The organism is Agrobacterium sp. NPDC090273, from assembly GCF_044772305.1.
Lineage (GTDB): Bacteria > Pseudomonadota > Alphaproteobacteria > Rhizobiales > Rhizobiaceae > Agrobacterium.
In genome coordinates this window covers 66,714-92,933 of record NZ_JBIVYN010000002.1, presented here as the reverse complement: position 1 = coordinate 92,933, position 26,220 = coordinate 66,714, and the positions used below count along the sequence as shown (strand labels likewise).

The window sequence follows — 26,220 nt, the reverse complement described above, 5'->3', positions numbered from 1 at the left end:
GCGCATGATCGCCTTTCTCGTCAAACGTATCGGCAACGCAATTCTCGTGATGCTGACCGTTGCATTCTTCGCCTTCCTCATCTTCCGTTTCCTTGGCGACCCCGTCGAGTTGATGGTCAACGAAAGTGCTACCCAGGTCGAACGCGACGAGTTGCGCGCGCGGCTCGGGTTGAACGAGAGTTTTCTCGTTCAATATGCCCGCTTTGTCGGCAATGCAGCGCAAGGGGAGTTCGGACTTTCCTGGCGCAACCAGCAGAACGTTATCACGCTGATTGCGGAAAGGTTTCCAGCGACCTTCGAACTGGTCATCATCGCAACCATTTTGTCGCTGGTTATCGGTATACCGCTTGGCGTCTTCACGGCCATTGGGCGCGGACGCTGGTGGGCTGAAAGCCTTCAGTTCTCGTCTATTGTCGGTGTGTCGCTGCCAAGTTTCTTTGTTGGCATCATTCTCATCCTCGTTTTCTCCGTCAGCCTCGGTTGGTTGCCGGGTTATGGGCGAGGAGAGGTGGTGAGGCTTGGCTGGTGGTCTACCGGGCTTTTGACCGCGTCCGGCCGTTCCGCCCTTGTGTTGCCCGCGCTGTCACTGTCGCTCTTCCAGATCACACTCGTCATGCGACTTGTCCGTGCAGAAATGCTTGAGACACTGCGTGCCGACTTTATCAAATTTGCCCGTGCCCGGGGCGTCAGACGGCGGGCGTTGTGGTTCCGTCATGCACTGAAAAACTGTTTGATGCCGGTTGTGACGCTGACCGCCATGCAGATCGGCAACCTGATTGCCTTTGCGCTGGTGACGGAAACCGTCTTCCAGTGGCCGGGAATGGGAATGTTGTTCATGCAGGCCGTGACATTCGTCGATATCCCCGTCATGGCCGCGTATCTCTGCATCGTATCTTTCATTTTCGTGACGCTGAACACGGTCGTTGATATCGCTTATGCGGTGATCGATCCACGTCTGCGTGCCGTGTGACCGGAGTTCCCATGAGCTTGACCGACACAGCCCCCAAAGTGGCAACCAGCCAAAGCAAACCGCTCTTCTCGCGTCTGCGCAATTCCGATCTGTGGTGGAGCTTTTGGCATCATCCATCGGCCGTTGTGGCTGCCATTCTCCTCATTCTTCTGATCTGTTCCGCCTTCTTTGCGCCGTGGATCACTGTGCAGAACCCCTATGATCTTGCCTCGCTCGATCTGCTCAATGCGGAAATCCCGCCGATCTGGAACGCAGATGGGCAATGGCCTTTCCTACTCGGCACGGATACGCAAGGTCGCGACCTTCTGTCTGCCATCCTTTACGGATCTCGTGCGTCGATTGTCATTGGTGCGGCATCGGTGGCGGTTTCTCTCATCGTCGGAGCGGCCTTCGGTCTGGTGGCCGGGTATTACGGCAAATGGGTCGACGGCCTTCTCATGCGCGCCGGCGACGTGCTGCTATCGATGCCAACAATGCTGATCGCCATTCTCGTCTCTGCTTTGGCAAGGCAGGCGTTGCCAGCGTCCTTGCGTGAGATCGGAGCTTCGGCGGTTATCGTTCTTGCCATATCACTGTCGGCGTGGGTGCAATATGCCCGTACTGTGCGTGCTCTCACCATGGTTGAGCGCAACAAGGAATATGTGCAGGCCGCACGGCTGATACGTGTGTCCACTTGGCGTATTCTTCTCAAGCACATCCTGCCAAACACCACCACGCCGCTTCTGGTGACCGCGACCTTGAATTTCGGCCTCGGTATCCTGATCGAGGCGACGCTCTCCTTCCTCGGTGTTGGCATGCCGCCCGAGCAACCTTCGCTTGGCACGTTGATCCGCATTGGCAACCAGTATCTCTTTTCCGGCCAGTGGTGGATCGTGCTTTTCCCTGGTCTGCAGCTTTGCCTGCTGGTCGTTTCCATCAATGTCCTGGGCGACTGGCTTCGTGACGCCCTTAATCCCAAACTGCGCTGAGGCATATCCATGAGTGATCTTCTCATCCAAAACACCAGACCGATGGGCGGCGCTGCCGCCGACATCCTCATCAGGAACGGTCGCATCGTTGCGATCGAATCCGGTTTGGTCGCAGATAACGTTACAGTCGAGGATGCCGGTGGCCGCGTCGCCATTCCCGGCCTCGTGGATGCTCACACCCATCTCGACAAGTCGCTGCTGGGATACCCCTGGTACAAAAACGAGGTCGGCCCGCGTCTGATCGACAAAATCGACAATGAACGCGCAGTGAAAAAGGAATATGGCCTTGATGCGCATATCCAGTCCATGCGGCAATCGCTGCAATCGGTCGGCTATGGCACCACGCTCATTCGCACCCACGTCGATATCGACACCGATCAAGGGCTGGTTGCGCTGGAAGGTGTAATGGAAACACGCCGCCAACTGGCCGGTGTGGTTGAAATCGAAATCGTTGCCTTCCCGCAGTCAGGACTGATGCGTCGGCCCGGTACGGTAGAGCTTCTCGACAAGGCAATGGCCATGGGCGCCGATCTCGTCGGCGGGCTTGACCCGTGTGGAATGGATCGTGATCCGAAGGCCCATCTCGATGTGATCTTCGGGCTTGCGGAAAAATACGGCAAGGGCATCGACATCCATCTGCACGAAGGCGGTGAACTCGGTGCGTTTTCGATGGAAATGACCTTCGAGCGTATCAGGGCACTTGGCATGCAGGGCAAGGTGGCTGTCAGCCATGCCTTCTGCCTTGGTCACTCTGACTGGAACATGACGCAGGGATTGATCGATACCTGTGCGGAGTTGGATGTTCCAATCCTCACGACCGCTCCGCCCTCGCGTGAAGTACCGTCACTGAAGCGTCTGCGTGCGGCTGGGGTTCGTTTCGGCGCCGGCGTTGACGGGTTCCGCGATACCTGGGGCCCCTATGGGAACGGCGACATGCTTGAACGCTCCATGTTGCTCGGAATGAAGAACAATCTGCGCCGCGATGACGAATTGGCGATGGCACTTGACGTCTGCACCACTGGCGGTGCGATGGCGATGGATCGCGCAGATCATTCACTTATGATCGGTGGCCGTGGCGATGTCGTAATTGTTGAAGGGGAAACGGTCGGTGAGGCGATTGTAACCCATCAGCTCCGTAAGCTCGTCGTGGCTGCTGGCAACGTGGTCGCACGGGACGGCAAAAGCCTGAAAGTGCGCCCATGAGCAATCTTCAAAGCTGGTCCAGGCTTCCACTTGGCGCACGACCTCCCGGTCGTTGGGCTCTCAAAGCGCGTTTTGTCATCGCGGATCTGCCGCAGGGCCGCCGCCTGATCGAAAACGGCGAGGTCGTTATCGAGGACGATCGGATCATCTGGGTCGGCAGTCAGTTCGAAGGTGAACTCTCTGCCTGTTATGACATGGGCGATATGCTGGTTGGCCCCGGTTTCGTCGATCTCGATGCGTTGTCCGATCTCGATACGACCGTGCTGGGCATGGACAACCAGCCGAGCTGGAAAAAGGGCCGGGTTTGGCCAGCCGATTATGCCGCGCAGGCTTACGAAATGTACTCGGCGGAGGAACTCGCGTTTCAGAAGCGTTACGCCTTTGCGCAACTACTTTTGAACGGCATTACCTCGGCTTTGCCAATTGCCTCCCTCTTTTATCGTGCCTGGGGCGAAACCGTTGCGGAGTTTGAGGCCGCCGCGATTGCGGCGGAAGAGCTGGGGCTGCGCGTCTGGCTCGGTCCTGCTTATCGAAGTGGTGGGGTGATCCTTGATAAAACAGGTGCGATGCAGCCCGTTTTCGACGAGGAGCGGGGGCTTGCCGAGCTCGCTGAGGCCGCATCATTCGCCGGGAGAATTCATGGTGCGGCCGGCGGGTTGATTTCCGGGATGTTTGCGCCGGACCGCGTTGAGACCTGCACGGAGGCGCTGCTGCGACAGACCTTCCTGCATGCCAATGACATGGATCTGCCGGTTCGCCTTCATATGGCGCAGGGCGAAATGGAACTGCAGACCGTGCGCCGCCTGCACGGCAAGACGGCTCCGGAATGGCTTGATGGGCTTGGCCTTCTTTCCCCAAGATTGATCGCGCCACACGCGACGGTCGCGACTGATGATGATCTCGCCCGCTATGCTTCCAACGGCGTGACGATAGCGCATTGTCCGCTGGTGTCGGCCCGACATGGCTCATCGCTGAAATCCTTTTCCCGGGTGAAGGCTTTGGGCATCAATATCGGCATGGGGACCGATACGGCGCCGCCCGACATGGTGTTGAACATGGCGATCGGGCTGATGGCAAATCGCATCACTGAGAGCCGTGGAAACGCCGCGTCTGCCGCGGAATTCTACGATGCCGCGACAGTTGCGGGTGCAAAAGCCCTGGGGCGCAACGATCTTGGACGCCTTGCACCCGGAACAAAGGCCGACATCGCTGTTTTTGATATGGCAGACGGGATGGTCGCGCCGCGCATAGATCCGGTCCAGACGCTGGTTTATGGCGCAACTGGTCGCGTGACCCGTGCAACGATCGTGGATGGTCGTCTGTCGATGCGAGACGGACAGGTTGCGGGCATCGATCTCGCGGCCGCGCGTGGCCAGGCTCAGGTGCAATTTGACGCGCTTGTTGAACGTTACCCGGAAAGAACCTTTGAGCATCCGACCGTCTCGGACATCTTCCCCCCGAGTTATCCGCTGCATGGTTCGAAGAGTGAGGTCACCAGATGACTATAGCCGAGCATTCCGCCGCCTCCGATATTCTTGCGCTTGATGTCAGGGGGCTTTCGGTCGAATTCCCAACCCGAAGCGGCAATCTCCAAGCCTTGACAGATGTCTCCCTCACCATCCGTCGCGGAGAAATCCTGGGTGTTGTCGGCGAATCCGGAGCTGGGAAATCCATGACGGGAATGGCCGTACTTGGCCTTCTGGAGCCGCCTGGACGGATCTGTGCAGGAGAGATCCGGATTGCCGGGCAACGCACCGACAATCTCAGCGATCTGGAGATGGAGGAAGTTCGCGGCCGCATGGTTGGTGCCGTGTTTCAGGACCCGCTTACCTCCCTCAACCCGTTGTTTTCTGTGGGGCAACAGCTGGTCGAGACGATCCGCCTGCATTCGGATCGTAACCGAAGTGAAGCCCGTAGCCACGCTGTCGATCTGCTCAAACAGGTGGGCATCCCCGGTGCGGAAGAGCGTATCGACCATTTTCCGCATCAGTTTTCCGGCGGCATGCGTCAGCGTGTGGTGATTGCACTGGCGCTCGCTGGCAACCCAAAGCTGATCATAGCCGATGAGCCAACCACTGCGCTTGATGTCTCCATCCAGGCGCAGATTACCTCGCTCTTGCGCCGGCTTTGCCGTGACCATGGCACCGGTGTGATGCTCGTAACGCACGACATGGGTGTCATCGCCGAAACAGCAGATCGCGTTGCGGTCATGTATGCCGGGCGGGTGATTGAGATTGGTCCGGTGGATGAAGTTCTGAGCCGTCCCAAGCATCCTTATACCCGTGGCCTGATGGGATCGATCCCGGCACTTGGAGCGCGCGTCGAACGCCTTGCCCAGATCGACGGGGCGATGCCTCGATTGAATGCCATTCCAACCGGTTGCGCTTTCAATCCACGCTGCCTTGAGGCGGGATCGCGTTGTCGACAGGTGCGACCGGCAATGGTCACGGAAGGGCAGGGCGGTGTTGCCTGTCTGGTTCACGATGGAGGTGTGCAATGAGAAGTGCAAGCAATGCATTGGAGGTCGATCAGCTCACGCGTGTCTTCGACGTTTCCGCACCTTGGCTCAATCGCGTCCTCGACCGGAAGCCTAAACGTTACCTCAGGGCCGTACAGGACGTCACGTTCGTCGTAGAAAAGGGAAAATGTCTGGCGCTTGTCGGCGAGTCCGGCTGCGGAAAATCGACCGTTGCCCGGCTTGTGACCGGCCTTTATCCGCCAAGTGAAGGCGCGATCCTTTTTGCGCCAGCGCAGAAGGGCCGCAGCCGCGGCAGGCCGATGGAAGCCCAGATGATCTTTCAGGACCCACATGCGAGCCTTAATCCGCGCTGGCGTGTGGGAGACATTATCGCCGAGCCAATCCGTGAATTCGGCCTAAGGGAAGGCGTCGATGCTATCTCTGCGCGGGTTGCCGAACTTCTGCGCACGGTTGGTCTGTCTCCGGACGATGCAAACCGTTACCCGCATGAGTTCTCGGGTGGTCAGAGACAGCGCATTTCGATTGCCAGGGCGCTTGCCAGTGAACCGGAGTTCCTCGTCTGCGATGAGCCAACCTCTGCGCTCGACGTTTCCGTTCAGGCGCAGACCCTCAATCTGATGCGGCGCCTGCAGGATGAATTTGGTCTGACCTACCTGTTTATCAGCCACAATCTGGCGGTCGTGCGACACATGGCAGACCGCATCGCGGTGATGTATCTTGGAAGGATTGTCGAGGAAGCAGAAACGGAAGCACTTTTCGCCAATCCGCAGCATCCCTACACGAAGCTGCTACTGCAGACCATTCCCGATGTCACCGCACCCAACCGCGACCGCGAACTGATGTGTGGGGAGCCGCCAAGCCCACTCAATCCGCCCAAGGGTTGTGCATTTCATCCACGCTGTCCAATGGCCACTGACCTGTGCAGCCAAACGGCTCCGGAGGTTCGAGCAAGGGACGGCGGCGGAAACGTGGCCTGTCACTTCGCCTCGGCAATCTGACCGCTGCTCGAATGATAAAAATCAGAGGAAACACTCGATCATGACAACAACGATTTTCACCAACGCAAGACTTGCGAACAGAGAACTGCACGATATCCATGTCGACAATGGCCGGATCGTTGCAGTTCAACCGGCGCAGCCACAATCGAACGGCCAAGCTGTCGTCGACATCGCTGGTGATCTCCTGGTTCCAGGTTTTGTTGAAGGGCACATTCACCTCGACACGAGCTTTTATGGTGGGAAATGGGTCCCACATCGCCCCTGCACCAACGGGTTTGACGTACATGAGCGGGTCGCCTTTCAGGCCGAAAACATGGCAAAGGCTGAACCGATGGCAACACGGGCCATCAATCAACTCGAATTGTGCATTTCCCACGGTACGCTTCAGATGCGCAGCCATGTGATGGTCGACGGTTCAGTCGGTCTGAAATCGCTTGAGACAATCCTTGCTGTCAAAGAGCAATACAGGGATCTGATCGATATCCAGTTGGTGGCCTTTCCCCAGAGCGGCATCCTGAAAAGCCCTGGAACGCCGGAGCTTCTCGATGAGGCAATCGGCATGGGTGCTGATCTGATTGGTGGTCTTGACCCTGCCAGTTTCGACAGAGATGTCAAAGCTCATCTCGATGTTGTCTTTGCCATCGCTGAAAAGCGTGGCGTTGATGCCGACATTCACCTCCATGAAGGTGGAAGCATGGGCGCTTTTACGATCGAGGAGATTTGTGCCCGCACCGAAGCACTCGGTATGCAGGGGCATGTGGCAATCAGCCATGCCTACGGTCTGGGGGATCTGCCTCCAGATGCAGCGCGAAAGATTGCCGCGAAGATTGCCAGAAGTGGTATTTCCATCATGACAAATGCACCCGGCCACCACAGCTTCCCGCCGGTGGCGCTGCTGCGTAGCGAAGGTGTCAACGTCTTTAGCGGTAGTGACAATATTCGCGATTCCTGGTGGCCTTACGGCGACGGCGATATGCTGCGTCGGGCAGAAATCATCGGTTACCGCTCCGGTTTCTTTACGGATGCGGATTTGGAGGCCGCTTTTGACATCGTCACGACTGCAGGGGCCAAGGCTTTGAGGCTCGAAGGTTATGGTATCGAAGCCGGCGCAAAGGCCGATTTCGTGGCAATCAAAGCAGAGCATGTGCCCGAAGCGGTTGTCGGTTTCCCCGGAAATCGTCGCGTGTTCAAAGAGGGACGTCTGGTCGCGGACGGTGGGAAGGTCCTCAAACAGTAAGCTACTCAATCTTCCAGACTGCTCAACAGGGCAGTCTGGCAATGGTTCAGGCGCGGAATTAGCCCGTTACAGGCTATTCGTCATGAATTCAGCCACTTGCGCCTTCGATCAAGGTCATTGGCCAGACCTTGTGCTGCGTGGACGGGTAAATCCCTTGATAGGCCGGCATAACGGACAAAAGATTTTCAGCCAGGCTAATTCCGAGATCATGCAGGGAAAGGCCGAATCCCGTCAGAGCGGGCGACAGGAACTGTGTATGCGGACTGTGACGTCCGACGATGGCGATATCCTTGCCTGGTCGCACTCCCGATTCTTCCAGACCTTTGTATAGCCCCGTCACGAGGGTTTCATTGACCAGCGTGATGGCAGATGGCCGCTGAGCGCAGGCGGCAATTTCCTGCGCGACGGCATAGCCTCCAGCCTCGTTGGGTTTGGCTCGAAAGATGTGGTCATCACTCAGCCGCAAGCCATGACGTGCCAGGACAGCACGGCATCGCTCGACAAAAATGTATCCGAGGTTCAGGTCGCCGTGCGGCCAGACGATTCCTATGTCCGTATGCCCCGCGCGGATAAGGCGCTCCATCGCAGTTTCCGCCATTCCCTCGAAATCGAGATCGATCCAGGGCTGCCCGACATCGGTGAGGCTTCGTCCAAGGGCAATGAAAGGGATCTTGTGACGGTCAAGCAGCTCAAAACGGGCATCGTTGCGACGCGTTGCAGACAGGATGATCGCGTCGGCAAAGCCACGCGCGACAGTACGTTGCAAATAGGCGTCCGGATCTTCTGACGACGAGCAGAGCAGCGCGACAAGATCAAGATTATGGCGGGCAAGGACCGTCTGGACACCATCGAAGACGCTCATGAAGAACGTATCGCCCTGACCGGTGATCTCCGGCCCGGTCTGCATCATGAAACCAATCACTCCGGTCGAGCCTTTGCGAAGCGATCGGCCTGACTGATTTGCGACATATCCCAGCTTTTCCGCCGCCTCCAGCACACGCTGACGCGTCTGTGGATTGACATCCGCCTTGCCGTTCAAGGCGCGTGAAACCGTCCCTATCGATATGTCCAAATGTTCGGCCAGTTGGCGAATGCCCTTCATGCTCTCATCCATCGTCATCATCGGTTCTGGAAACAGTATTGACAAAATGTCGGACATGTCCATAGTTACCGTAAACGTTTACGGAGATCGCTGGAGGGCGAAGACCGGGCGTCACATGGGAGGATAATCTTGACATACAACGTCGTATTGTGTGGCTGCGGAGCCATGGCAAAAGGCTGGCTTCGTGCGGTTCAATCCACTCCGGATCTGAAGGCCACACTCAAGGTGGTCGGTCTCGTTGACCTCAATTCGGATACCGCCAAGGCACTCGCCAGCGAGTTTGACTTGGGACAGGCCGTGATTGGAACGGACCTGCGTGCGGTGCTGGAGGAGACGAAGGCCGACATCGTTTTTGATGTGGTCATTCCCGTTGCGCGACACGCGGTCGTCAAGACAGCACTTGGTCACGGTTGCCATGTGCTGAGTGAAAAACCCATGTCCAACTCGATGGAGGAAGCTGCCGATCTGATCCGCGCTGCCCGCGAGGCTGGAAAGGTTCATTCCGTCGTCCAGAACCGCCGCTTCATTTCGGGCGTGCGCCGTATGCGCCGCTTCGTTGAAAGTGGTGCCATCGGGGATGTAACCGCTATTCACTGCGACTTCTTCATCGGCCCGCATTTCGGTGGCTTCCGTGAACAGATGGACAATGTTCTGCTTCTCGACATGGCCATCCACACCTTCGATGCTGCCCGTTATGTCTCTGGAAAGACACCACTTTCAGTCTATTGCCTGGAAACCAATCCGCGTGGCTCATGGTATGCGCACGGCGCATCGGCCAATGCCGTGTTCCGGCTTTCGGATGATGTCGTTTTTACTTATCGCGGCTCTTGGTGCGCCGAAGGTGAACGCACAAGTTGGGAGAGTGCTTGGCGCATTGTCGGTACCAAGGGAATGTTGACCTGGGACGGAGAAGACACCTTCAAGGCTTCCGTTGCGGGTTCCGAGGGTGGTTTGTTGCGCGGGTTTACGTCGGTCGAGGTGCCGCCGCCGCTGCGTGAGGAAGAAACCCATGGCCACGCCAGTGTTATTTCGGATTTCCTGACGGCGATCCGCACTGGCCAAACGCCTGAGACAGCCGGGCAGGACAACATCAAGAGCCTCGCCATGGTGTTTGGCGCCATTGAAAGCGCCCGGTCGGGCCGGTCCGTCGATCTTGCAGCATAGGAAGACAGAGTGATGAGTGAAAAGAACAGCAATTCCATCCGCGTCGGTACCATGGTCAGTGCGACCAAGGGGCAGGCCGCACAGCGCATATCGCAAATTGCCGACATGGGTTTCGAGAGTTTCGAGCCGTTTTTCTGGCAGACAACAAATGGTCAGGACATTGCCGAACTGGGCAAGCGTTGCGTTGAGGCGATCGGCGACAGGGATATCACGATCTCGACGATCGGCATGTTCGGCAATCCGCTTGAACAGACAGATATCGATCTGCAGACCCTGCAGGGCTGGAAGGATTGCATCGACAATGCCCATCACTTCGGCGCCACCTGCGTTGCAGGTTTCACCGGTCGCATTCGTAACAAACCACTGCCGGAAAGCTTGCCGCGCTACCGTGAAATCTGGAGCGAACTTGCCAAGCGTGCGGCCGATAAGGGGATCAAGATCGCCTTTGAAAATTGCGCCATGGATGGCAATTGGACGACCGGTGACTGGAACATTGCTCATAATCCGGATGCCTGGGAACTGATTTTCAACGAGACGCCCGACGACAACATCGGTCTCGAGTGGGAACCCTGCCATCAGATGGTTTACCTGATCGATCCGCTGCCGCAGATCCGCAAATGGGCGCACAAGATTTTCCACGTTCACGGCAAGGACGCGACAATCCGCTGGGACGTCATTCGCGAGCACGGTGTTTTCGGAAAACATCCGTTTGTTTTCATGCGTACGCCCGGGTTCGGCGACAGCAACTGGACCGACATTATTTCCGAACTGCGCCTCGCCGGCTGGTCCGGTTCCATCGATATCGAAGGCTGGCATGACCCCGTTTACCGCGATGCACTGGAAATGACGGGTCAGGTTCATGCGCTTAATCATCTGAAGCAGGCGCGGGGCGGCAACTTCGTTGTCGACCCGACCTGATATCTGCAGACCATAGCAGCAATATGCCGATTGCCGGGGGAGGCTGGCAATCGGCGAGGTGACGTGAAGATAACCCTGAAGGAGGAGAAACAATGGGTATCAGAAAGCATTCAATCGCCTTTGCACTGGCCATGACATGTGCCTCACTTGTCGGTTTCCAGGTGAAAGCGGAAGACGTGACGTTGACGTTGTGGTCGCTCGACCGAGACATCCAGCCGGCGCCGAACCTGATCAAGGAGTTCAACGCCCAGAACAACGGCATCAAGATCGAATATCGCCAGATCCAGTTCGATGATGTGGTCAGTGAGGCAATGCGTGCCTATTCGACCGGCAAGGCACCGGATATCATCGCCATCGATAATCCCAACCATGCGATGTTCGCTTCGCGCGGCGCGTTCCTCGACTTGACCGACAAGATCAAAGGATCGTCTGTCATCAAGCCGGAGAATTATTTCCCCGGACCTTTGAAGTCAGCGACATGGGATGACAAATATTACGGCGTCCCGAAGGCAACCAATACGATTGCACTTTACTACAACAAGGACCTGTTCAAGGCAGCGGGGCTTGATCCTGAAAAAGCGCCGCAGACATGGGACGAGCTTGTCGACGCTGCGCGAAAGCTGAATGATCCCTCGAAGAATGTCTACGGCATCACATTCTCTGCAAAGGCCAATGAGGAGGGGACGTTCCAGTTTCTGCCATGGGCGCAGATGGGTGGCGCGACTTACAAGGCAATCAACAGCGAAGGTGCTGTCCGCGCTTTGACAATCTGGAAGCAGATCCTCGATGAGAAGCTGACGTCACCCGATACACTGACGCGCAGTCAGTGGGATTCGACGGCAACCTTCAATGCCGGCAACGCCGCCATGGCCATTTCCGGTCCATGGGAAATCGACCGCATGCTGAGCGATGCGAAATTCCAGTGGGGAACTGCCCTGCTTCCGGTTCCGCAGGAGGGCGCACAACGCTCGTCTGCGATGGGTGATTACAACTGGGCGATCTTCTCGAAGACCAAGCATCCTGACGAAGCCTTCAAGGCACTGGAGTTCTTCGCATCGAAGGATGCGACAATGTACAAGGACTTCGGCCAGCTTCCGGCACGTGCCGATCTCCCCGTGCCCCCGACAGGCAATGCCCTGAAAGATGCGGCCCTCGCGACCTTTATCGAGCAGCTCAAATATGCCCAGCCCCGCGGTCCGTCTCCGGAGTGGCCGAAGATTTCCAAGGCCATTCAGGATGCCATTCAGGCAGCGCTGACAGGTCAGATGGAGCCCAAGGCTGCACTTGATCAGGCCGCCGAGAAGATCAAGTCGATCGAAGGCTGATCTGGTTGATGGCACGCGCTTATCTGCGCGAGCCAGCAATATCGTTTCCTCCCGGCCGGAACTGCCCGGCACTACGGTGCCGGGTGGTTTCGAACGATGAAAAGAGGTTTTGATGAGACGACTACTCTCCAGTATCAGCGACGGCCGCGGCTTCGACATGATGCTTGTCGGGGTGCCCTTCGCCTTCCTGTTCGCGCTGGCTGGACTGCCCTTGATCTATAATATTCTGATGAGCTTTCAAGAGGTTGATATGTTTAGCCTCGGCAGCTTCATCCGGCCATTTGTCGGTTTTGACAATTACGTTGCCCTCTTTCAGCAACCTGAAACGCTGCCGATCCTCACCAATACGCTGATCTTCGTGGTTGGGTCGATTGCGGGGCAGTTCATCATCGGTTTCGGTCTCGCACTGTTCTTCTGGACGAGCTTTCCCGGCTCCAGCTGGCTGCGTGGACTGTTTCTCGTATCCTGGGTGATGCCTGGCCTCGTTGTCGGGGCTATCTGGAACTGGATATTGTCCGGTGACTTTGGCGTCCTGAATTTCTTCCTGCGTGAAAGCGGCTTGATCGACGGCAATATCTTCTGGCGCTCTGATCCCAACTTCTCGCTTTGGGCTGTCGTTATCGCCAACATCTGGCTTGGAACATCTTTCAATATGATCTTGCTGTCAGTCGGTCTTTCCGCCATTCCCGGCGACCTCTACGAGGCAGCCGAAATGGACGGCGCCAATGCATGGCAGAGATTCTGGACAATAACATTGCCCATGATGCGTTCGACCATCGGCGCGATCGTCTCACTCGGCTTGATCTTTACCCTTCAGCAATTCGATCTGTTCGCCGCAATCACCGACGGTGGACCGAACAATTCTTCCAACGTTGCGCAATATTGGGCCTGGGATCTGTCTTTCCGCCAGTATGACTTCGGCAGGGGTGCGACGATTTCGGTCATCATGACAGTGTTCGTGATGTTTGCTGCTGCGGTTTATGTGCGCTCGACACGACATGAGGTGCGCGGATGAGTGAAACTTCCCGTAACCGTCTGATGCTGGCGATCGCCCTTGTCATGGCGGCGATCTACCTGTTCCCCCTCTACTGGATGTACATCACGGCCATCAAGAGCGGCTCCGAGATGTTTGCTAACCCTCCCAGCTTCTGGCCCTCTTCGGCACAGTGGGGAACATTCGGCTATGTCTGGGAAAGTCGCAACATGGGGCGTTACCTGTGGAATTCCACGGTTATCGCCTTTGGATCGGTCGCGCTGATCACCCTTCTTGGGACTGGCTGTGCCTATGTGCTGGCGCGCTATCGGAACGTCTGGATCGATGCCGGCCTTTTTCTGATCCTCATGTTGCAGGTTCTGCCAGCCTCACTGATGGTGACGCCAATCTTCGTTGGTTTTACGCAGGTAGGGCTGCTCGATTATCCGCGTCTTGCCGTCATCCTGGCGATTGCCGCGAAAAGCATGCCGTTCTTTGTGGTTCTTGTCAGGGCGACATTCATGGCCGTGCCAATGGAGCTGGAGGAAGCGGCGCTGGTTGACGGCAACTCTCGCATCGGCGCGTTTTTCAATATCGTCCTGCCGCTTGCCCGCAACGGCATTCTGGTCAGTGCGATCCTCATCTTCATGCAGGCCTTTGGTGAGTTCGTCTATTCCAAGTCGATGATCCAGGACGTCAGCCTGCAGCCTGCAAGTGTCGGTCTCAACTCTTTCATGGGACCGAACACCAGCGAATGGAACAACATCATGGCCTACGCCACAATGTATGTGACGCCTATCCTTGCGATCTTCGTGCTCTTGCAGCGGCGCATCGTCTCCGGCCTTACATCGGGAGCTCTTAAATGACCCATCAAATTGAACTTACCGGCGTCAACAAATATTACGGAGCCTATCACGCCCTCAGGGATATCGACCTTTCGATCAAGAAAGGCGCCTTCGTTGCTCTTGTCGGGCCATCGGGATGTGGAAAGTCAACGCTTCTGCGTTCTCTGGCCGGGCTTGAAACCATCTCAAGCGGCGATCTGGTCATCGCCGGCGAGCGGATGAACGGTGTCCCGCCGCGAAAACGCGACCTTGCGATGGTTTTTCAGTCTTACGCGCTCTACCCGCATATGACGGTGGAGCAGAACCTGACCTACAGCCTGAAGATCAAGGGTGTCAAAAAGGCGGAAGCCAAGAAGGCGGCGGAGGAGGTGGCTGCCATCACCGGCCTCACAAACCTTCTTCATCGCTATCCACGAGAGCTTTCGGGCGGTCAGCGTCAGCGTGTGGCAATGAGCCGGGCGATCATTCGCCATCCCAAGGCTTTCCTTTTCGATGAGCCGCTTTCCAATCTGGATGCTGCCTTGCGTGTCCACATGCGCAAGGAAATCAGGGCTCTTCACGACAGACTCGGCGCGACATCCGTCTACGTTACGCATGATCAGGTTGAGGCGATGACGATGGCCGACCACGTGGTTGTCATGCGCAGTGGTATCATCGAACAGCAGGGCCGACCGCTTGATCTTTACGACCGGCCGGCCAATCGCTTCGTTGCGGGCTTTATTGGTTCTCCAGCTATGAATTTTATTCAGGGTCGCTCTTCGTCGGACGGAAAATCCCTGATCCTCGATCTAGCCGGCCCCCAGGTCATAGAAGTTGGTCAGCCCTTGCCGTCGGATCAGGAATTGCTTGTCGGCATCCGGCCGGAGCATCTTGTCGTGGTTGCGGCGGATAAACCTGGATTTGATGTTCCCGTTGCCGCAATCGAGTCCACGGGTGCGATGACATATGTGACGACGGCAACAACGCCAGAGATCGTCGTGGTCATGAATGGCAGATCATCACTCGGTTCCGACAAGACCGTTAGGCTCACCTTCGAGCAACAGAACATCCACCTCTTCGACGCAAAAACAGAACAGCGAATTGACGCCGGCTAAACGCACTGTGCGATTTCTCGTGAAATGCAAAATGGCCGACGCGGAGGATATCCGTGTCGGCCATTGGTTATGAGCGTTCAAAGTTGTTCGAGAAAGAGGTGTCGTCACGCCTCGGTCTCGTGGGCGCAAACGTTCGTGCCTGCGCTAGGCTCGCTGATTTGCAGTGACGTAACCGCGGCTGCCATCCATCAGGACCCGGGTGTATGGATGGGTGACCGTTCCCTCAAGCAACTGGCGTTTGGTTGCGACCTCAACAAAGCCGCCATCCTGCATGACTGCGACCCGGTCGCAAAGATGGGCAACGACGGCAAGGTCGTGGCTGACGAGGATGTAGGTCAGAGCTTCACGTTCGCGCAGATCCTTGAGCAGATTGAGGATTTCTGCCTGAATGGAGACGTCGAGTGCCGAGGTCGGCTCATCGAGGAGCAGGATGCGGGGCTCGAGGATCAAGGCACGGGCGATTGCCACGCGCTGGCGCTGACCACCGGAAAGCTGGTGCGGGTATCGGTAGCGGAAATTCAGAGGTAGGCCTACATCACGAAGCGCCTTCTCAATTCGCTGCTGCCGCTGATCCTTGCCATGAATTTCGAGTGGTTCGAGCAACGTCCGACCGATGGTATGCCGCGGATGGATCGATCCGAAGGGGTCCTGAAACACCATCTGCTGTTTGGCGAGCTGGTCACGCGAGCGCTGTTGGCCGATCGCTTCGCCGTCGATTTCAATACGTCCGGTCCATTGTTTGTTGCGGCCGGCAAGAGCACCCAGAATGGTTGACTTGCCGCAGCCGCTTTCGCCGACAAGCCCAAAGGCCTCCCCCTTGGCGACGGAAAACGACACGTCGTTGACTACGCGGACTTGTTGGTGGCCCTTGCCGTAGGATACGGCCAGATGTTCGATGTTGATCATGGACATCAGTTGTTCTCCAGCCACGCCGGATCACGACGCAGCACTTCCAGTCGGTCGTGGGGATGATCAAGGCTCGGCAATGCATTGAGCAGTCCGCGTGTATAGGGGTGCTGAGCATTGTGCAGATCTTTTGCCGCAATGGTTTCGACGATACGCCCAGCATACATGATGAGGACCCGATCGCAGAAACTGCGAACGAGATTGAGATCATGAGAGATGAAGATCAGGCCGATATTTCGCTCGATGACCAGTTCGTCGAGGATCGACAGAACCTGCTGACGCACCGTGACGTCGAGCGCGGATGTGGGTTCGTCGGCAATAATCAGCGACGGGGAGGCGATCAACATCATTGAGATCATGATGCGCTGCCCCATGCCACCGGAAACCTCGTGCGGATAGAGATTATAGACCCGCTGCGGATCTCGGATACGAACACGTTCCAGCATGGCCAGGGTGCGTTCGCGGGCTTCCTTGCGGGACTTGCGTTCGTGGAGGATGACGGTTTCGGCAATCTGGTCGCCAATGGTCATGACCGGATTGAGCGAATATTTCGGGTCCTGCAGGATCATGGAGATACGCTTGCCGCGAATGGCCAGCATCTCTTTTTCCGTCGTCTTCAGAAGATCGACATCCTCGAACCTCATGTGATTTGCAAGCACTCGCGCTTTGGGAGGCTGGAGACCCATAATGGCGCGGCCGGTGGTGCTCTTGCCCGAACCGGACTCTCCGATGATGCCGACTTTTTCCCGCCCGACGTCGAATGAGACGTTGCGGACGGCGGTCACCGAGCCGGACAGGGTTGGGAATTCCACCGACATATTCTTCACGGACAGGATAAGATCAGAAGCGTTAGCCATTTCGGGGATCCAGAATGTCGCGCAGGCCATCGCCCAACAGGTTGAAAGCAAGGCTGACGGTCAAGATTGCGAGGCCCGGGATCGTCGTCAGCCACCAGGCATCGAGAAGATACTGACGGCCGGATGCTGCCATCGCCCCCCATTCGGCCATGGGCGGCTGTGCGCCGAGCCCGAGGAAGCCCAGACCTGCCGCTGTCAGAATGATGCTCGACATGTTGAGCGTCAGGCGAACGATGATCGACGGAGCGCAGAGCGGAACGATATGGCGAAACAGAATGCGCCACATGCCCGCTCCCTGCAGTTCTGCCGCGACAACGAAGTCAGCATTGCGGAACGTCAAGGTTTCGGCGCGCGCGAGACGCGCAATCGGTGGCCAGACGGTCAGGGCGATAGCAATAACTGCGTTCTCAATTCCCGGACCAAGACTGGCGGAGAAGGCCAGCGCCAAGACGAGACTGGGGAAGGAAAGGAAAATGTCGGTCACTCGCATCAGGACGACATCGACCCAACCACCGAGATAGCCGGCCGTGGCGCCAATGATGAAACCGATCGGTGCAACGACGACGGTGACGAGGATACTGATGTAGAGCGTCGTGCGTGAGCCATAGACCAAGCGCGAGAACACATCGCGACCGAACTCATCCGTTCCGAACCAGTGCTGGGCGGATATCGGTTTCAACGCAATTGCCAGATCCTGTGCATAGGGATCGTGTGTGGCAATAAGCGGTGCGAAGGCGGCCACGATCACGAGGCCGAGTACGACAAGAAAACCGCAGAATGCTAAAGGGTTAGCCAGAAGGTTCAGCCAGGCGACATAGACGCCGTGCAGTCTGGCCTGACGTGTTGAGGTGAAATCCTCATTTATGAGCCAGTTATGGAGGGTGGCAAGGGAGCCAGATTTTGTCATGGCGTTCACCGTGTTCTCGGATCGATGAAGCGATAAACAATGTCCGAAAGGAGATTGATCGCGATGGAAATGATGCCGATCAGCAGCACACTGCCGAGTACGGCATTCATGTCGGCAAAGAACAGCGCGGAAGTCAGATATTGACCGAGACCCGGCCAGGCGAACACCGTTTCGATCAACACCGTGCCATCAAGTAGGCCGCAATAGGCAAGCGCCACAACTGTCAGCAATTGGACACGAATATTGCGAAAGGCGTGACGCCAGACGACCGAACGCTGACTGAGACCCTTTGCGCGCGCCGTAAGGACATATTCCTGGCGCAGCTGTTCAAGCATGAAGCTGCGGCTCATGCGGCTGAGATAGGCCATGGCCGCATAGCCAAGGATCAGGGCAGGGGCGATGACGTGATGAAGCGCGCTCCAGAACACCTGCCATTCACCGGCGAGAATGGAGTCCAGTAGGATCGATCCGGTCGGCCCCTCGACCAACCCTTCATTATAGATGTCGATACGCCCACCTCCCGGGATGAGGCCGAATTTCGCATAAAACACAAGGATCACGATGGTTCCGAGCCAGAAAATTGGTGTCGAGTAGCCGAGCAGACCGACGAAACGGCCAAGATGGTCAACCCACGTTCCCTTACGAACTGCGGAAATAACCCCGAGCGGGACACCGAAACCGGCGCCAATCAAGGTTGCCAGAGTCGCGAGCTCGATGGTCGCCGGAAAGACACGGGCCAGATCGCTTGCAACCGGGTTTTTGGTGATGTGAGACTGTCCGAATTCCAGATGTACGACGTCGTTCAGATAGGCGCCGAACTGGACGTAGAGTGGCCGGTCCAGGCCCATTTCCTTGTAGACACGTTCGTATGTGGCCTGATCGGCCTGATCGCCAATGGCAGCTATAACAGGGTCCGCAGGAACAAGGCGGCCAATCGCGAAGGTGATAACCAGAAGGCCGAGCAGGGTTGTCAGGATGACGGCGATGGAAGTCGCAATCTTTCGCAACCCGGACAGCAATTTGCTGCTGTTCGGGCTGCTAACGGTAGTCGCTTGGGAGGAGGTCAAGTTACTTGTCCTTGGCTTGCGGCGATCATTCGCCCTTGGTCACGGTGTCCCAACGGGTCAGCCAGGTGGAGTGACCGACATAACCTTTGACTTCTTTTCGAACGGCCTTGGCATCGGTTCGCTGGAACGAGGTGATCAGGGCGGGAGAAGCTGCGAGATATGCCTTGTTGATCAGCGTATAGAGGTCAGCGCGCTTTGCCTTGTCTGTCTCGTGGGCTGCTGCCGTCACCATGTCCTGGATCTCTTTCGGAACATCCCATGCTGAACGCCAGGCAAGCAGACCGGTCAACTTGGCCTCATCAGCGTTGTTCTTGTTGGTCGCATAGGATGCGAGCACTGCATGCGGGTCAGGAAGACGTTCACCAGAGCGCGCCGAGAAGATTTCAAAAGCGCGATCCCGGAACTTGCCGATGTGGTCGCCACCTTGCAGATCAAGCTTGACGCCGGCCTTTGCCGCATTGGCCTGCAGCGACTGGGCGACCTCGAATTCAGGCGTCACCGGTGTTGCGTAATAGACCTTTGATAAACCGTCCGGATAACCGGCCTCGGCCAGCAACTGCTTGGCCTTATCGATATCCAGCTTGTACGGATTTTCGCTGAGTGCGCCAGGCAGACCTGCAGGAATGATGCTCTGCTGCTTGATGCCGTAGTACTTCATGACAGTGCTGCTCAGGCCGTCATAGTCGATCAGATAGCGGAAGGCTTCGCGAACCTTGGGATTGGAAAGAATTTCGTCCTTCTGGTTGAGGGCCAGATAATAGAAGCCGAAGCCGGGTGTTTTCTGGATTTCGACCTTTCCACCCGCTTCCAGTGCGGCAAGATCTGTGGAAGACAGTCGCGTCGCGATGTCCATATCTCCGGCGTCAACCTGCAGACGTTGCGCCGAGGATTCCGGCAGATGGCGCAGGATCACACGGCGCATGGCCGGCGCTCCCTGCCAATAGTCGGCAAAGGCTTCGGCAATCAGCATTTCGTTGGAGCGCCATGTTCTCAGCGAGTATGGGCCCGAACCCGCATCTGCAGTCTGCAGGTACTCGCGACCCATGTCGCCATTTTCCTTGCCGGCGAGGAACGTGCTGTCGAGGATGGAGGTCGAAAAGCTTGCCAGCGACAGAAGGATAAGGTCGGAATTCCAGACTTCTGGCGTTTCGATCACCACGGTCTGGTCGTCAGTTGCGCGGATAAGCTGATCAACGTTGTCAGCCGAAAAGCCCCATTGGCGCAGATCGGTGGATGGGGCAAGGCCGAGCTTCACCAGACGACGCAGAGACCACTCGACATCCTTGGCCGTCAGCGCGTTGCCTGAATGAAATTTGACGCCCGAACGGATTTTGAATTTGAACGTTTTACCGTCGTCGGAGACAGACCAGCTTTCGGCAAGTCCGGGTTGCGGTTCAGTAATCTTGTCCGCCGGCAGAACGATCAGCCGCTCATAGAGATTGGCAACGACTTCTGCAGCCTCAAGCTGGTTTAACTCCTGCGGATCAAGGCCACGCATCGAGGACATGTTGGTCGCGATGACGAGCTGGTCGCGCGGCGTTGCCGCAGCGGCTGCAAATGGAGCGCCGGCTGCGATAGCAGCAGCGCTGGCAAGCATGATGAAGTGACGTCTGAGCATTTTCATTCCTCCCTTGAGGCTCCTCAACCTCGAATGCCAATTTTCATATCGACATCGATCTGAAATCTGGTATATCAGATCTCACAAGTCGATTTGAACGTCAACAGGATTTTGCAACAATGGCTCATCAACCAAGTCTGTCCGGTGGGGTGGGAACCATCGAGAGGCTCGATCCCCAGCTCCAGCTGACCATGCGCGACCATGTGCATCGCATCCTGCGTGGCGCGATCATTGCCGGTCGTTTTGCGCCTGATGAAAAAGTCAATGAACGCCAGCTCGCCGAGCAGTTCGGAGTGAGTACGACACCGATCAAGGAAGCCCTGCGTCAACTGGAGGCGGAGGGGCTTGTCGAGGCGTTGCCGCGTCGGGGGGTGATCATCCGCTTCAACATGAGCTGGGCCGAGGAGATGATCCTTGCGCGTGCGGCTCTCGAATCCATGATCGGTCATCTGGCGGCCAAGCGTATTTCGGCTGAGGCCGCGGGCGCGTTGAAGGCCACGGTCATGCTGATGGATGCTGCCACATCGTCCGGTAACGCGGACGAATTGATCGTGCTCAACGAAACCTTTCATGATCAGATCCACAAGGCGTCGCGCTGTCAGTATCTCGCGCGCCTGATCGAGCGGCAGCAGTTTTATGATGCCAGCATCCGTCGCATCATCCATTCAGATCCCGCCGAACGCGAAAAGGCATTGCGGGAACATGCCGCTATCGCTGCCGCCATCGTTGAGGGCGATGTTGATGGCGCGGAAAAGCAGATGCGTGACCACGTTGTCCGCTCCGGCGAAACATATCTTTCAATCGTTTTCGGAAACAAAGAGGGTAAATAAGTGAGTGAAAAGCTCGAGATCGTCAGAAAAGCACTCGGTGGCATTTCGGGTGTTCCCGTCACCCCGTATCGCGCTGACGGCGCGGTGGATGTCGAAAAGCTCGATGCGCTGATCAAGGGTCTTGCTGCAGCGCGAGTTCATAACCTCATGGCGGCGGGCAATACCGGGGAATTCTTCACCCTGACATTGGATGAAATCAGGCTTGTGCACGCGACGACCATCAAGGCTGCGGCGGGCAAGTCTCTCGTCAGTGCGGCGGTGGGGCGCTCGCTGGCTGATGCGAAGTCGCTTGCAAACGATGCGATTGCCGCTGGCGCGGACGCGATCATGGGCCACCATCCGATGGACCCGTTTGCCGGGCCTTCTTATCAGGCGCGCTATTTCCTTGAACTTGCCGATTTCTGCACGGTCCCGGTCATTGCCTACGTGCGTAGCGACGGTTTCTCGGTCGCCGATTTCCGGTCCCTTGCACTTCACCCCAATATCGCCGGCATCAAGTTTGCATCGCCGAACCTCATGCTGCTTGCTGAGGTTATCCGCTCCACAAAGGACGCACCGGCAATCTGGGTTTGCGGTTTGGCCGAAGGCTGGGCGCCTGCCTTCTATGCCCTTGGAGCTCGGGGTTTCACCTCAGGCCTCGTCAACGTCTTCCCGCAGCGGTCGCACGCCATTCTCCGTGCGCTTGATAACGGTGATTATGCCGGCGCACGCAACCTGATCGATGGCATTGCAGAATTCGAATCTCTCCGAACGAAGTACAACAACGGAGCCAACGTCACCGTCGTCAAGGAAGCGCTTGGCATGCTCGGCAACAATGTCGGTCCGGTGCGTGTCCCTGGTGTCACGGCCTTGAACGAAGGTGAGCGCACGATTCTGCGTGGCGTTGTTGATCGCATCAGCGCCGAAACGCGTGCTGCGTGACGGAGTTCTGACCATGCGTATTACCAGTATCAAGACATACATGCAGCGCGTGGATGACCGTCCACGTCTCTTGCTCAAGATCGAAACCAGCGAAGGCATCAGTGGTTGGGGCGAATGCTACAATCACGGACCAGACTGGGCCCTGCCGCCGCTGCTCGACTATCTTTTCCACCAGATCGAGGGTGAAGATCCGCGCCGGGTCGAGTTCCTTGTTCTCAAGTTGAATCAACAGTGCCGGTTTCCGCCGGGTGCGCTTGGCCTTGCGGCCATTTCCGCGATTGACCACGCTCTGTGGGATATCGCCGGTAAGGCCGCTGGTTTGCCGGTCTACATGCTCCTCGGCGGAAATGTCCGTGATCGTGTGCGTGTCTACTGCGGTGTCTACACAGCGCCTGACGCCGAACACGCCCGTGATCAGACGCTTCAGCTCCACGAAGAATATGGTTATACGGCCTTCAAGCTAAGCCCCTATCGACGCGACCTGCACGCCAGCCGGTGGGGCGAACTCGTCAAGGAAACCGGTGACTGGTTCGGGCGTATTCGCGAGTTGACGCCATCGAACTTTGAATTTGCGTTCGATGCGCATGCAAAGATCTTCGAACCCTATCAGGCCGTGCAGCTTGCTGCGGCGATCGCGTCCTACGACCCGTACTTCTACGAAGAGCCGATCCGGCCGGAACATATTCCGGCTTGGGCCGAACTGAAATCGAAGGTGACGGTGCCGCTTGCCACGGGAGAATCCCTCTACAATCGCTTCGAGTTCCTGTCGCTCCTGTCGGCACGGGGGGCGGATATTATCCAGCCGGACATCTGCGTGGTGGGCGGCGTCAGTGAGATGCGTCGCATCGCCGCGATTGCCGAGGCGCACTATGTGACCGTTGCGCCTCACAATCCGATGGGGCCGCTAGCGACGGCAGTCAACGTGCATTTTTGCGCCGCACAGCCGAATTTCAAGGTCCTCGAATTCAAGCCGCACGTTCACGCGCCTTGGGCGCTCGACCCCTATATGCCGGTAGATGGCCACATGGAACTGCGGCCGGACCGGCCAGGCTGGGGTATCGAAATTGACGAGAAGGTTCTCGAAAAGGACGATTACATCCATTGGGAACGCAAGGTTACCCGCAAACCGGATGGTGCTACAGCTTACCCCTGAGCTCCGATTGATGACACTACAAAACTCCAGCCGACACATGTCAGCTGGAGTTTCTCGTCGTGTCGCCCTGGTTCTGTCTGGATGGCCTCAGGAGGCCAATCGGCTTGGCGTCTGATTTTCCGTTGGATCGAGCACGGTATTGAGTGTGATCGCCAAGGTTTGAGCCTGGGCTCGTAATTCTGTCAGAGAACTGGACTCCCAGGCCACACCCCGCAATGGATGTCCGATCGCGAAAAGATTTCCGTGTTTGATACCATCAAGGCCAATCACGAGACCATCCGGAGTGGCATCGATGCCGAAGCCGGTGTCGTGTCGGCGGACAAGGCCGTTTTGCTGAAGGTGTTTCACGAGAGGTGTCGTTATACGACCCCAGTCGTGTTCCTGGTGTCCCCGTGCATCAACTATGCCATCGACCACGATCACTTCAGGCTGCGTTTTTCTGCGTGGTTGCAATACCACTTGAAGCCGCCCATCGAGAGGGTTGGCTGAGAGCAGCCGGGCGGCCCGGGCCTCAAATCTTCCAGAGCGTCTTGCCGCGTCGACCGCAGCGTAAGACGGCGGCGCGGCGCGATGCGCGGTGACATCCCACAATGCGCGCAGATGGCGCACGAAACGCAGCCGTTCCGTGGTCGTCGCCTTCAGCCACATGGGCAATATGAATGGCCGAAGACTGAAGGGAATAACCTGCCAGTCTCGACCCTCTGCCAGAAGCCTGCGCCTTGCTTTGATCGCCAGCGTCAGAAGCGATCGTGTGGTTTGCGGCAGAGCGTTGGGATCGACAATATCCATCGCCTCACCTGCTGGCCGGACCGGTTCGATGAGGTGGCCACGCCGTGAAATGACATGGTATCGCCCGCGAAAACCACGGGCTTCAAGACTGGCCACTGTATCGACCATGCTGAGGCTTGCGCCGACGATCAGAATGTCCTGCGCTTTGCTAAGGCGATCGAGATTTTTCGACTGCCAGGGTGTGGTCAGTCGCCAGTCATTGGAGAGCGCACCAAGAACGGAATCGGGGCGAAGTGGAAAAACGCCGGTTGCCAGGACGGCGATATCTGCATCGAGTGTTCGACCGTCTGCAAATTGCGCCTTCAAACCGCCGGAGGCGAGGCGATCCAACTTGATGACGTCGGATTGCCAATGCTCGACCTCAATTCCCGAGGCAGCTTGCTCGATTGACTGTCGCAGTTCCTCTTCAACATAACGCCCGAACTCGCCGCGTGGAATGAACAACGTTTCCGCCTCACCATCGGCAAGTGCTGTGCCGTGATCGCGTGCGCTGTTTGCAACCCAGCGTGCCAGATGTCCGATGTCCTGCGGATGGATCGAGAAGTTCCCGGCAGGACCGTTCATCAGCTGGGCGGTTTCTTCGGTGCTATAGGCTTGACCCCGGCCAATTGACGATCGCGGTTCGGCTATGACCACTCGCAGCGGTCTTTGCCATTGTTCGAGCAAACGGATTGTCAGCGCCGCACCCGAGTACCCACCGCCGATGATCAAAATCACCGGTGGTTGGCTACTTGTGGTGTCGCCGCCGAACGATGGATAATTTGCCAGGGACCGATGGATTTCTGCGGTCATGCGGATTCACGCAGCAGGGGCAGGAGTTGATTGCCCTGTCTGGAAATTTCTCGAAGATACGGGGTATCCGACAACACAAAATGCGTGATGCCCAGATCGCGATAGCGCTTCAAAGACCGCGCAACGTCGGTCGGGGAACCAACCAGCCACGTTGTGCCGGCCCCACCACCGCCGAATTTTCCAGGTGCTGTATAGAGGTTTTCGTCGAGCACATCGCCCTTGCTCTGCAGGTCGAAAAGACGTTGCTGGCCAACTGCCTGGGGGCGACGATCATCCACCCAGTCATTCTTGCCGACCCTAGCCATCTCGGCGACCTTCGCTTCCGCTTCGGTCCAGGCCTGCTCCGTTGTATCGCGCACGAAGGTTGTGATCCGCAGTCCGAATTCAAGTGGTGGCAGATTGCGATCCTGCGTTTTGCTCAGCTCTTTCAGCCGGTCGATCCGGGCCGCAATACCCTCAAGTGGTTCACCCCAGAAAAGCTGGACATCCGCCTCGCTGGCCGACACGCGTTCTGCTGCAGCCGATGCGCCGCCGAAATAAAGTTTCGGGGTCAACCGTCCCGGTTTCGGGGTCACCCGAGGAGTGACGGTGGAGTTGTCGACCCAGTAGTGTTCCCCCTTGAACGAGACGTTTTCCTCCGTCCAGAGCCGCCGGACGAGCCGCATGAATTCCTGCGTCCTGCCATAACGTTCAGCCTGATCACCCTCCTGGTCGCCATAGGCAGAGATGCTGTCTTGACCCGATACGATGTTGATCCGCACCCGACCATTGGTGAGGTGATCGAGCGTGGCGATGGATGAGGCGAGATTGGCCGGTCGCCAATAACCTGGACGAATGGCGATCAATGGCTCGAAGGTGCTCGTTCGTGCCGCCAGTGCGGCAGCCACGGTAAATGTGTCGGGCCTGCCCCAACCCGCGCCAAGCAAGGCGCCTTTCCAGCCGTGATCTTCAAGTGCCTTTGCATGGCTGGTCAGGGTTTCAAGACTGTTGTGGTCGTGTTTCACAGGCTCACCGCGATGCCCGGCAACGACCTGATTGGGAATATACCAGAGAAATTCCGACTGTTGTGTCATCTGCTAAATCAATCTGTGCTGAATGAAGGGA

At 57.3% G+C, this 26,220-nt stretch carries 24 protein-coding genes; 16 read left to right on the top strand and 8 right to left on the bottom strand.

Features of this window, described 5'->3' with window-relative positions; translation table 11 throughout:
* The first annotated feature begins 4 nt into the window (after positions 1–4).
* The 7 genes from ACIQT8_RS06830 to ACIQT8_RS06800 are packed head-to-tail and all read left to right on the top strand — an operon-like array spanning position 5 to position 7,855.
* Complete coding sequence (locus ACIQT8_RS06830; protein WP_138795819.1) at positions 5–970, top strand: ABC transporter permease; 966 nt, start codon at positions 5–7, stop codon at positions 968–970.
* Between the two features lie 11 nt (positions 971–981).
* On the top strand, positions 982–1,938 hold the full coding sequence (locus tag ACIQT8_RS06825; protein ID WP_400964510.1) for an ABC transporter permease: 957 nt from the start codon (positions 982–984) through the stop codon (positions 1,936–1,938).
* A gap of 9 nt (positions 1,939–1,947) precedes the next feature.
* Positions 1,948–3,141, top strand: coding sequence for an amidohydrolase family protein (locus ACIQT8_RS06820; protein ID WP_400964509.1), 1,194 nt, complete (start codon positions 1,948–1,950; stop codon positions 3,139–3,141).
* The gene (locus ACIQT8_RS06815) at positions 3,138–4,643 is read left to right on the top strand and encodes an amidohydrolase family protein (protein WP_400964508.1); all 1,506 of its coding nucleotides are present in this window, start codon (positions 3,138–3,140) and stop codon (positions 4,641–4,643) included. The genes ACIQT8_RS06820 and ACIQT8_RS06815 overlap by 4 nt, the downstream gene beginning before the upstream one ends.
* Positions 4,640–5,641 (top strand): ABC transporter ATP-binding protein, encoded by a 1,002-nt coding sequence (locus tag ACIQT8_RS06810; RefSeq protein WP_400964507.1) that lies wholly within the window; start codon positions 4,640–4,642, stop codon positions 5,639–5,641. The genes ACIQT8_RS06815 and ACIQT8_RS06810 overlap by 4 nt, the downstream gene beginning before the upstream one ends.
* Complete coding sequence (locus ACIQT8_RS06805; protein WP_400964506.1) at positions 5,638–6,618, top strand: ABC transporter ATP-binding protein; 981 nt, start codon at positions 5,638–5,640, stop codon at positions 6,616–6,618. Before ACIQT8_RS06810 ends, ACIQT8_RS06805 begins: the two co-directional genes overlap by 4 nt.
* Before the next feature lie 40 nt (positions 6,619–6,658).
* A complete protein-coding gene (locus ACIQT8_RS06800) occupies positions 6,659–7,855 on the top strand; it encodes an amidohydrolase family protein (RefSeq protein WP_400964505.1) in 1,197 nt (398 codons plus the stop codon).
* 88 nt (positions 7,856–7,943) lie between these two features.
* Here ACIQT8_RS06800 and ACIQT8_RS06795 read toward each other — a convergent pair whose 3' ends face one another.
* Positions 7,944–8,957, bottom strand: coding sequence for a LacI family DNA-binding transcriptional regulator (locus ACIQT8_RS06795; protein WP_138795900.1), 1,014 nt, complete (start codon positions 8,955–8,957; stop codon positions 7,944–7,946).
* Between the two features lie 129 nt (positions 8,958–9,086).
* Here ACIQT8_RS06795 and ACIQT8_RS06790 point away from each other — a divergent pair, with 129 nt between their 5' ends.
* The 6 genes from ACIQT8_RS06790 to ACIQT8_RS06765 all read left to right on the top strand — a co-directional run bounded on the left by ACIQT8_RS06790 (position 9,087) and on the right by ACIQT8_RS06765 (position 15,276).
* Positions 9,087–10,121 (top strand): Gfo/Idh/MocA family protein, encoded by a 1,035-nt coding sequence (locus tag ACIQT8_RS06790; protein ID WP_400964504.1) that lies wholly within the window; start codon positions 9,087–9,089, stop codon positions 10,119–10,121.
* Positions 10,122–10,133: 12 nt separating this feature from the next.
* Positions 10,134–11,039: a sugar phosphate isomerase/epimerase family protein gene (locus ACIQT8_RS06785; protein WP_400964503.1), complete on the top strand. Its 906-nt coding sequence runs from the start codon at positions 10,134–10,136 to the stop codon at positions 11,037–11,039.
* Positions 11,040–11,131: 92 nt separating this feature from the next.
* On the top strand, positions 11,132–12,364 hold the full coding sequence (locus ACIQT8_RS06780) for a sugar ABC transporter substrate-binding protein (RefSeq protein WP_138795828.1): 1,233 nt from the start codon (positions 11,132–11,134) through the stop codon (positions 12,362–12,364).
* A gap of 112 nt (positions 12,365–12,476) precedes the next feature.
* The gene (locus tag ACIQT8_RS06775) at positions 12,477–13,379 is read left to right on the top strand and encodes a carbohydrate ABC transporter permease (RefSeq protein ID WP_400964502.1); all 903 of its coding nucleotides are present in this window, start codon (positions 12,477–12,479) and stop codon (positions 13,377–13,379) included.
* Positions 13,376–14,203: a carbohydrate ABC transporter permease gene (locus ACIQT8_RS06770; RefSeq protein ID WP_262528117.1), complete on the top strand. Its 828-nt coding sequence runs from the start codon at positions 13,376–13,378 to the stop codon at positions 14,201–14,203. The genes ACIQT8_RS06775 and ACIQT8_RS06770 overlap by 4 nt, the downstream gene beginning before the upstream one ends.
* Entirely contained in the window at positions 14,200–15,276 is a 1,077-nt protein-coding gene (locus ACIQT8_RS06765) for an ABC transporter ATP-binding protein (RefSeq protein WP_400964501.1), read from the top strand. The genes ACIQT8_RS06770 and ACIQT8_RS06765 overlap by 4 nt, the downstream gene beginning before the upstream one ends.
* Before the next feature lie 144 nt (positions 15,277–15,420).
* On the opposite strand, the gene ACIQT8_RS06760 is transcribed toward ACIQT8_RS06765, so the two are convergent.
* The 5 genes from ACIQT8_RS06760 to ACIQT8_RS06740 are packed head-to-tail and all read right to left on the bottom strand — an operon-like array spanning position 15,421 to position 20,631.
* Positions 15,421–16,182, bottom strand: a complete 762-nt coding sequence (locus ACIQT8_RS06760) for an ABC transporter ATP-binding protein (RefSeq protein WP_210271325.1) — start codon at positions 16,180–16,182, stop codon at positions 15,421–15,423.
* A gap of 5 nt (positions 16,183–16,187) precedes the next feature.
* Positions 16,188–17,039: an ABC transporter ATP-binding protein gene (locus tag ACIQT8_RS06755; protein WP_400964500.1), complete on the bottom strand. Its 852-nt coding sequence runs from the start codon at positions 17,037–17,039 to the stop codon at positions 16,188–16,190.
* Complete coding sequence (gene nikC, locus ACIQT8_RS06750) at positions 17,032–17,946, bottom strand: nickel transporter permease (RefSeq protein WP_262528120.1); 915 nt, start codon at positions 17,944–17,946, stop codon at positions 17,032–17,034. Before nikC ends, ACIQT8_RS06755 begins: the two co-directional genes overlap by 8 nt.
* A 5-nt stretch (positions 17,947–17,951) precedes the next feature.
* Entirely contained in the window at positions 17,952–19,013 is a 1,062-nt protein-coding gene (locus tag ACIQT8_RS06745; protein ID WP_400964499.1) for an ABC transporter permease, read from the bottom strand.
* Between the two features lie 25 nt (positions 19,014–19,038).
* The gene (locus tag ACIQT8_RS06740; protein ID WP_400964498.1) at positions 19,039–20,631 is read right to left on the bottom strand and encodes an ABC transporter substrate-binding protein; all 1,593 of its coding nucleotides are present in this window, start codon (positions 20,629–20,631) and stop codon (positions 19,039–19,041) included.
* Positions 20,632–20,750: 119 nt separating this feature from the next.
* Here ACIQT8_RS06740 and ACIQT8_RS06735 point away from each other — a divergent pair, with 119 nt between their 5' ends.
* Genes ACIQT8_RS06735 through ACIQT8_RS06725 form a run of 3 tightly spaced genes read left to right on the top strand, consistent with a single transcriptional unit; the run spans position 20,751 to position 23,535 of the window.
* Complete coding sequence (locus tag ACIQT8_RS06735) at positions 20,751–21,461, top strand: GntR family transcriptional regulator (RefSeq protein ID WP_400964497.1); 711 nt, start codon at positions 20,751–20,753, stop codon at positions 21,459–21,461.
* Positions 21,462–22,382, top strand: coding sequence for a dihydrodipicolinate synthase family protein (locus tag ACIQT8_RS06730; protein WP_400964496.1), 921 nt, complete (start codon positions 21,462–21,464; stop codon positions 22,380–22,382).
* Between the two features lie 13 nt (positions 22,383–22,395).
* Positions 22,396–23,535 (top strand): mandelate racemase/muconate lactonizing enzyme family protein, encoded by a 1,140-nt coding sequence (locus ACIQT8_RS06725; protein WP_400964495.1) that lies wholly within the window; start codon positions 22,396–22,398, stop codon positions 23,533–23,535.
* Positions 23,536–23,622: 87 nt separating this feature from the next.
* Here ACIQT8_RS06725 and ACIQT8_RS06720 read toward each other — a convergent pair whose 3' ends face one another.
* Together ACIQT8_RS06720 and ACIQT8_RS06715 are read right to left on the bottom strand one after the other, a co-directional pair.
* A complete protein-coding gene (locus tag ACIQT8_RS06720; RefSeq protein ID WP_400964494.1) occupies positions 23,623–25,116 on the bottom strand; it encodes an FAD/NAD(P)-binding protein in 1,494 nt (497 codons plus the stop codon).
* Positions 25,113–26,189 (bottom strand): LLM class flavin-dependent oxidoreductase, encoded by a 1,077-nt coding sequence (locus ACIQT8_RS06715; RefSeq protein ID WP_400964493.1) that lies wholly within the window; start codon positions 26,187–26,189, stop codon positions 25,113–25,115. Before ACIQT8_RS06715 ends, ACIQT8_RS06720 begins: the two co-directional genes overlap by 4 nt.
* Between the last annotated feature and the right edge of the window lie 31 nt (positions 26,190–26,220).